This window comes from Actinomycetes bacterium, from assembly GCA_035506535.1.
GTDB lineage: Bacteria > Actinomycetota > Actinomycetes > DATJPE01 > DATJPE01 > DATJPE01.
In genome coordinates, this window is sequence record DATJPE010000036.1 from 48,821 (window position 1) to 56,443 (window position 7,623).

General features: G+C 74.2%; 7 protein-coding genes. 4 read left to right on the plus strand and 3 right to left on the minus strand.

From position 1 onward, the window contains the following. Positions 1–79: 79 nt before the first annotated feature. From VMI11_06250 to VMI11_06260, 3 genes are all read left to right on the plus strand, one after another. Positions 80–778 (plus strand): phosphoribosyltransferase family protein, encoded by a 699-nt coding sequence (locus VMI11_06250; GenBank protein ID HTY72012.1) that lies wholly within the window; start codon positions 80–82, stop codon positions 776–778. A 166-nt stretch (positions 779–944) separates the two neighbouring features. After that, the gene (gene raiA / locus VMI11_06255; GenBank protein HTY72013.1) at positions 945–1,550 is read left to right on the plus strand and encodes a ribosome-associated translation inhibitor RaiA; all 606 of its coding nucleotides are present in this window, start codon (positions 945–947) and stop codon (positions 1,548–1,550) included. A 156-nt stretch (positions 1,551–1,706) separates the two neighbouring features. Then, positions 1,707–2,462 (plus strand): response regulator transcription factor, encoded by a 756-nt coding sequence (locus VMI11_06260; GenBank protein ID HTY72014.1) that lies wholly within the window; start codon positions 1,707–1,709, stop codon positions 2,460–2,462. A 4-nt stretch (positions 2,463–2,466) separates the two neighbouring features. Here the strand turns inward: VMI11_06260 and VMI11_06265 are convergent, their stop codons facing one another. The 3 genes from VMI11_06265 to VMI11_06275 are packed head-to-tail and all read right to left on the minus strand — an operon-like array spanning position 2,467 to position 5,125. Then, complete coding sequence (locus VMI11_06265; GenBank protein HTY72015.1) at positions 2,467–3,231, minus strand: DUF4097 family beta strand repeat-containing protein; 765 nt, start codon at positions 3,229–3,231, stop codon at positions 2,467–2,469. Continuing rightward, entirely contained in the window at positions 3,228–3,878 is a 651-nt protein-coding gene (locus VMI11_06270) for a response regulator transcription factor (protein ID HTY72016.1), read from the minus strand. The genes VMI11_06265 and VMI11_06270 overlap by 4 nt, the downstream gene beginning before the upstream one ends. Continuing rightward, positions 3,866–5,125 (minus strand): sensor domain-containing protein, encoded by a 1,260-nt coding sequence (locus tag VMI11_06275; protein HTY72017.1) that lies wholly within the window; start codon positions 5,123–5,125, stop codon positions 3,866–3,868. The genes VMI11_06270 and VMI11_06275 overlap by 13 nt, the downstream gene beginning before the upstream one ends. Positions 5,126–5,324: 199 nt before the next feature. On the opposite strand from VMI11_06275, the gene VMI11_06280 reads away from it, so the two are divergent. Continuing rightward, the gene (locus VMI11_06280; GenBank protein HTY72018.1) at positions 5,325–7,571 is read left to right on the plus strand and encodes an MMPL family transporter; all 2,247 of its coding nucleotides are present in this window, start codon (positions 5,325–5,327) and stop codon (positions 7,569–7,571) included. The last annotated feature ends 52 nt before the right edge of the window (positions 7,572–7,623 follow it).

Here is a 7,623-nt window from a genome sequence, read left to right on the forward strand (position 1 = left end):
GGATCTGCACAGGCCGGCCAGGTCCCCAGATCCATCGCGCGCATCGGGGCGCGGCCTCAGCGGCGGGCAACCTGGCGGCGTGCTGAGGAGCGCGGTCGAGGCGGGGCAGGCGCTGCTGGACCTCGTGCTGCCGCGGTCGTGCGCGGGGTGCTCGCTCGCGGGACCCCTGCTGTGCCCGAGGTGTGCCGCGCCCTTGCGGCGGGCGGCGGAGCCGACCCAGCCCCGACCGTGCCCCGCCGGCTTCCCACCGACCTGGGCGGTCAGCGCCTACGACGGCCCGGTCCGGGCTGCCGTCCTCGCCCACAAGGAGCACGGCCGGCTCGCGCTCGCGCGTCCCCTCGGGGAGGCGCTGGCCCGCTCCGTCGCCGGGGCTGTGGACTCCGCGCCGGGGCCGGTCGTGCTCGTTCCCGTCCCCTCGAGGGCGGCCGCCACGCGGCAGCGAGGCCACGACCCCGTCCTCCGGATGGCTCGGGTGGCCGCCGCGTGGCTGCGGGAGCAGGGAGTCGATGCGCGCGTGTCCCCGCTCCTGCGCGCGCGACGGCGGCTGGCCGACCAGGCGGGGCTGTCGGCCGGGGCTCGGACGGTGAACCTCGGCGGCGCCCATCGCGTCCGCCCGAGGGTCCGTCTGCCGGGCGACCACGACTGCGTGGTCCTGGTGGACGACGTGGTGACGACGGGCGCGAGCCTCACCGAGGCGACACGTGCGCTACTGACGGCGGGAGTGCCCGTCCATGCCGCCGCCGTGGTCGCCGCCACCCAGCGGCGCCGGCCCGGTTGAGGGGGCCCGGTCGAGTCGCCCCCTTGCTGAGTCGCGGGCCCTTGTGCCCTGGCCGCTCTCTCGCGCCCTCGACTAGCGTCGACCCACGCGACCTCGAGCCTCACCACGCCATCGGCCAGAGGTCGCGAGTGGTCCCAGGGTGGCGAAGCAGTCGAGGAGGCGCGCGTTGGTCGACATCGTGGTGAGGGGCCGGGGCGTCGAGGTCTCGGACCGCTTCCGGGAGCGCGTGGGCGAGAAGTTGGCCAAGGTCGAGCGCCTGGACCACAAGGTGCAGCTGGTCGACGTGGAGGTGTCGAAGGAGGCCAACCCGAGGCTGGCGGACCGCGCGTACCGGGTCGAGCTGACCATCCGCAGCCGCGGCCCCGTGGTCCGCGCCGAAGCGGCGTCGGACGACAAGTACTCCGCGCTCGACGTCGCCTGCGGGAAGCTCGAGTCCCGCCTTCGCCGGCTGGCCGACCGCCGCCGCAGCCACCACGGCACGTCGCACGCCGCCAGCGCGGCGGTCGTCCATGACGAGGGCCATGACGAGGGCCAGGGCGCCGCGTCCGAGGCGCCCGACCCCTGGGCCGCCCCCGACGTCCTCCCCCCGCTGGTGCGCGAGAAGGTCCATGAGGCCAAGCCGATGACCCTCGACGAGGCATTGGAGGCCATGGAGCTGGTGGGCCACGACTTCTACCTGTTCGTCGACGCCGAGAGCTACGACCCCTCCGTCGTCTACCGGCGCAGCAGGGGGTACGACTACGGGGTGATCCGGCTGCGCGTCGCGGGCTGAGCCTGCGGCCACGGCTGGCCCGCTCGGGTGGGAGGCACCTAGCCCGTCCGGGCCGGTCACTCCTGGCCCGTTCCGTCCTCGCCTGTCATCATGGGGTGGACACGCAGGCCGGCGTCCCTGGGCGCCGGCGCAGGTGCCCGGGTCGGAGGGGGCGGGGTGGACACGGGTCTCACGCTGGTCCAGGACAGTCGGCCGGTGGTCGTCCACGAGTCCGCCGGACCCGGCGAGGGTTCCGCGGCCGACGACGGACCGACGGTCCGGGTGCTCGTGGTGGACGACCACGCGCTCTTCCGTCGCGGGCTTCGCAGCGTGCTTGAGGCCGAGCCTGGCGTCGTCGTGGTCGGTGAGGCCGCGGACGGCGTCGAGGCGGTCGAGCAGGTCGAGGCCCTAGCGCCCGACGTCGTCATGCTCGATGTCCGCATGCCCCGGCTGGACGGTATCGATGCCTGCGCGCGCATCAAGGAGGCGCGACCGGCGACCAGGGTGGTCATGCTCTCGGTGAGCGAGGACGACGCGGACCTGTACGCCGCCATCCGGGCGGGCGCCTCTGGCTACCTGCTCAAGGAGGTCGGTGTCGAGGAGGTCGTCGACTGCGTGCGCGCGGTCTCCCGCGGTCAGTCGCTGGTCAGCCCACGCCTGGCCGGCAAGCTGATGGACGAGTTCGCCGCCCTCGCCCGCCGAACCGCCGACGCGCCGCGGGCGTCGACCGCGCCCAGGCTCACCGAGCGCGAGCTCGAGGTGCTGGGGCTGGTCGCCGAGGGGCTGAACAACGGCGAGATCGCCAAGCGGCTGTTCATCAGTCAGAACACGGTGAAGAACCACGTGCGCAACATCCTGGAGAAGCTCCAGCTGCACTCCCGCATGGAGGCCGTCATGTACGCCGTCCGCGAGAAGATCCTCGACCTCGGCTAGCGCATCAGGTCCACCCGACGTGGACGCTGCCCGCCGAGCTCTGCGCGGTGATCGAGCGCGCAGCCTTCGGGTCGGTCGCGATGTCGACGGTGGCGCTGCCCGCGGAGCTGTGCGCGTCCACCGCGTACGCCGTCCCGTCGTCGGGGACCGCCACGGTGACCGAACCCGCGGAGCTGGTGGCGGTGACGGTGCTCGGCGGGGCGCTGAAGCGGAGGTCGAGGCTGCCGGCGCTCGACGAGGCAGTCACGCTCGCCGCGCGCAGCCCGTCGCCGAAGACCCCGCCGGCGGAGGAGTGCGCGACGACGGTCCCACTGACGCCGACCAGGTCGATCCCGCCGCCGCTGCTCGACAGGTCGAGCGCGGTGCCCGCGGGGACGACCAGGGCCACCGACGTCGAGCCGGAGATGCCGCCGAGGGTGAGGGCCGAGCAGTGCGAGCGCACCACGAGCCGGCCGCCGACGCGGTCGGCGGTCACGGTGGGCCGGTCGAAGGTCATCCACGACTTCGTGGTGAGGCTGATCGAGGTCTGCGGCCCCTCGGTGACCCGGATGCCGCCGCAAGGCTGGTGCACCTCGACGGTGCCCGCCGCGGCGAGGCTCTCGTGCGTGGTCTGCGAGCGCAGCCAAAGCAGGCTGGCCAGCGTCAGCGAGCCGGATGCGATGGCGAGCACGGCGAGCAGGAGCCCAGCCAGGACGACGAGCGGGGCTCCCGGGCCGTGCTGGCGCGGTGGCCGCCCCGCCGGGGCCGGCGGCGTCAGGGTGGCCGTCACGGCGCGCCCTCCAGGTAGCGCAGCACCGCGAGGACGCGGCGGTGGTCGTCCTCAGCCGGGAGCAGTCCGAGCTTGCTGAAGATGCTGCTGACGTGCTTCTCGACCGCGCCGTCGCCGACCACCAGCGCGGCCGCGATGGCCGCGTTCGAGCGGCCCTCGGCCATCAGCTGCAGCACCTCGCGCTCGCGGCGGGTCAGGGTCTGCAGCGGGTCGCGGCGACGCGAGCGGGCCAGCAGCTGCGAGACCACCTCCGGGTCGAGGGCCGTGCCGCCCTCGGCGACCCGGCGCACGTCGGCGAGGAAGTCGCCCACGTCGGCCACCCGGTCCTTGAGCAAGTAGCCGACCCGGCTGGAGTCCCCGGCCAGCAGCTCGGAGGCATAGCGCTCCTCCACGTACTGCGAAAGGACGAGGACGGCAATGTGCGGCCACGACGACCGGATGACCAGCGCCGCGCGCAGGCCTTCGTCGGTGTGTGTCGGCGGCATCCGTACGTCGGTGACGACCACGTCGGGGGAGAGGTCCTCGACGGCGGAGAGCAGGTCCTGCGAGTCCGCGACGGCAGCCACCACCTCGTGGCCGTCCTCGGACAGCAGTCGGGCGAGGCCCTCGCGCAGGAGGGCGAAGTCCTCGGCGATCACGACACGCACGGCAGCTCCACGAAGACGACCGTCCCACCACCGGATGGGCTGGTGACGACGAGACGCCCGTCGACGGCGGCGACTCGGTCGCTGAGGCCGGCCAGCCCCGAGCCCGGAGCGGCGGCCGCACCGCCGCGCCCGTCGTCCGACACCCAGACCAGCAGCTGCGTCGGCGTCCGCCGCACGCTGACCGTCGCGCGGGTCGCGCGGGCATGCCGGGCGACGTTGGTCAGGGCCTCGGCCACCACGAAGTACGCCACCGCCTCGATCGTCGCGGGGGCGCGGGCCGAGGACAGCGCGGGGTCGACGTCGACGACCACGGGCACGGGGGAGCGCGCCGCGAGCGCTGACAGGGCGGGGTCGAGGCCGCGGTCGGTCAGGACGGCGGGGTGCACGCCGCGGATCACGTTGCGCAGCTCCACGATCGCCCGCTTCGCCTCGTCGTGCGCGGTGTCGAGCAGCTCCGCCACACCCTCCGGGTCGGTGTCGAGGCGGCGCCGGGCCAGGCCGATGTTCATAGCGAGGGAGACGAGCTGCGGCTGCACACCGTCGTGCAGGTCCCGCTCGATCCGGCGGCGCTCCTCGTCCGCGGCACCGACGACGGCCGCCCGGGTCTCCGTGAGCGTGCTGACCTGGGCGCGCAGCAGGTCCGACTCGGACGGGCCGAGCAGCGCCCGCGCCAGCCCCACGTCGGCCGCGGCCGTGACCCGCGCGACGGCGCCGGCGAGGAACAGCAGCCCGACGCCGATGACGCCGGCCGCGATGCACCCGGCGACCCCCCGCGGGTCGAAGTCGCCCCACTGGATCGCCGGGCCGTCCGGGATGCGGTGCGCGTAGATCGGGAAGGTGACGGTGGCGAACGCCAGGCACCAGGTCGAGATGACCACGGCGAACCAGAGCGGCCCGAGGACCAGGCCGATCAGCCCGTGCGCGAGGTCCTTCCACGGGCCGCTGGTCGCGAGGGTCCGCATCAGCCGGCGCCACCGCGGCGTCCCGGGGTCGCTGCGCGGCCACGGCCGCGACGGGATGTCCACGTCGAGGACGGCGAAGATCCGCGCCCGGTTCATCCGGCCGAAGAGGTGGCCCGCGGCGAGCGTGCCCAGAGCGACGAGGAAGCCGACGCCGATGATCGACAGGCCGACGCTGACCGCGATGCCGGTGACCAGCACGGTGCCGACGAACACGCCGACGACCAGGTCGAGCGCCGCGTTCGCGGTGGCTCGCCACGTGGTCAGTGACCACGGCATCGACTGCATCGGGGCTCGCTTCCTCGGTCGCGTACGGATCGGCGGGCTTCACGCTACGGACGCGACGCTGGCCCGGGCCATGCGGACCGCCACCGTGTCGCGGTGGGGTTCCCCCCCGTACGGATCCGGGTGGTCGCACCGCTGACCGCCCGGGCCGTCGGTCGAGAGCCTGGTGGCCGTTCACCTGGAACCGCCATTGGAGGCTGTCATGCAACGCGCCGGCGCTGCACTCGGAATCGCCCGCTGGTCCGCCCGTCACCCCTGGCGAGCCATCGCGGGCTGGCTCGTCTTCATCGCCCTCTGCCTCGTCGCAGGCGGGGCGATCGGGACCCGCTCGCTCGCCGACTCCGACTCGGGGTCCGGACAGTCGGGGACCGCCGACAAGGTGGTCGCCGCCGCCGGGTACCCCAGCCGCATCACCGAGAACGTGCTCGTGCAGCCGCGGCAGGGGCGCGACGGCGCCCAGGTCGCCGTGGCCGTGCGGGAGCTGCGCGCGTCACTGCGGTCGTTGTCCGCCGTGCAGGAGGTCGAGGCGCCCCAGGTCTCCGCCGACGGACGGACGACCCTGCTCCCGGTGGTGATGTCGGCCGGCGGGCGGACCGGGGACGCGGCGACGACGTACGCCATCGCGCACCTGGCACCCGTCGAGGCCGCGGTCGGCGCCGTCGCGAAGCAGCACCCGACGCTGCGCGTCGAGCAGGCCGGGGACGCCTCGCTCGAGGACGCGGTCGACAAGCAGGTCGGCACGGACTTCCACCGCGCCGAGGTCCTCAGCATCCCGCTGACGCTCCTCATCCTGGTCGTCGCCTTCGGCGCGCTCGCCGCGGCGGGGGTGCCGGTGCTGCTCGCACTGTCAGCGGTCGCCTCGGCGCTCGGCCTGTCGGCGTTCACCTCCCACGTCGTCCCCAACGCGAACGCCCTGTCGTCGGTCGTGCTGCTGATCGGCATGGCCGTCGGCGTGGACTACTCGTTGTTCTACCTGCGCCGGGAGCGCGAGGAGCGCGCGGCCGGCCGGTCGTCCATCGACGCGGTCGAGATCGCCGCGGCGACCTCGGGCCGGGCGATCCTGGTGTCCGGTGTCTCCGTGCTCATCGCGATGTGCGGCATGCTGCTCGCCGGCAATGTGGTGTTCATCTCGATGGGCATCGGCATGATCCTCGTGACCGCTGTCGCGGTGCTGGGGTCGCTGACCGTCCTGCCGGCCCTGCTCGCCAAGCTCGGCCACCGCGTCGACCGGCCGCGGGTGCCGCTCGTGCACCGGCTGCGCAGCCGCGACGGGTCCGGCCGGTTCTGGCCGGCCGTCCTGCGGGTGGTGCTGGCGCGTCCGTCGGCCTCCCTCGCCGTCGGCGCCACCGTGCTGCTGGCTCTCGCCGTACCGGCCCTGGGCATGCAGCTGCGCACCAGCGGTCCGGAGGACCTGCCCCGGTCGATCCCGCGCCTCACCACGTATGACCGGATCGTCGCCGCGTTCCCGCAGGAGGGCACCGTGCACCAGGTGGTCGTCTCCAGCGACCGTCCGCTCGACCGCGCCGCGGTGGGTTCGGCGGTGCGGATGCTGGAGCGCTCCACCGCCGCCCAGCCGCGCCTGTTCTCGGCCGAGACATCGACGCCGGACTTCTCGCCGGACCGCACGGTGGCGACGTTCGACGTCGCCGTCCCCTACGACCAGGCGGACCCGCGGGCCCGCCAGGGCCTGCACGAGCTGCGCTCGACGCTGCTGCCCGCCGCGTTCGGGGACCTGCCGGGCACGCACGTGGCCGTCACCGGCCAGATCGCCGGGGACGCCGACTTCTCGGCCCAGCTGCGCGGGCACCTGCCGCTGGTGATGGGTTTCGTCCTGCTGCTGACGTTCCTCGTTCTGGTGCTCGCGTTCCGGTCGGTCGTCGTCGCGGGAACGGCGGTGCTGCTGAACCTGCTGTCGGTCAGCGCTGCCTACGGCCTGCTCGTGCTGGTGTTCCAGCACACCTGGGCCGAGGGGCTGCTGGGGTTCCACTCCAACGGCGCCGTCATCTCGTGGCTGCCGCTGTTCCTGTTCGTCGTGCTGTTCGGGCTGTCGATGGACTACCACATCTTCGTCGTCTCGCGGATCCGCGAGGCGGCGCTGCGAGGGCTCCCGACGCGGGCGGCCGTGGCCGAGGGCGTGACCCGTTCCGCGGGTGTCGTCACGAGCGCGGCGGTGGTGATGGTGGCGGTGTTCGGCATCTTCGCCACCCTGTCGCTGCTCGACTTCAAGCAGCTCGGTGTCGGGCTGGCGGCGGCGGTGCTCATCGACGCGACGCTGGTCCGAGCGGTGCTGCTGCCGTCGGCGATGGCCGTGCTCGGGCGATGGAACTGGTGGCTGCCCCGCTCCTGGGAGCGGCTGCCGCACCTGGAGGGCGCCGGCACGCCGGCACCGGGGGCCGCGACCGGGCCGCAGCCGGTGGCCGCACCGGTCCCGGCCCTGGTCGACCGGTGAAGCGGTGTCGGGCGCGTCCGGCAGGATGCCGGGCGTGCCCGACACCGTCGCG

Excerpts from the sequence above, each read along its gene's own strand:
- VMI11_06280 (HTY72018.1), top strand. The coding sequence starts at position 5,325 with ATGCAACGCGCCGGCGCTGCACTCGGAATCGCCCGCTGGTCCGCCCGT.
- VMI11_06275 (HTY72017.1), bottom strand. The coding sequence starts at position 5,125 with ATGCAGTCGATGCCGTGGTCACTGACCACGTGGCGAGCCACCGCGAAC.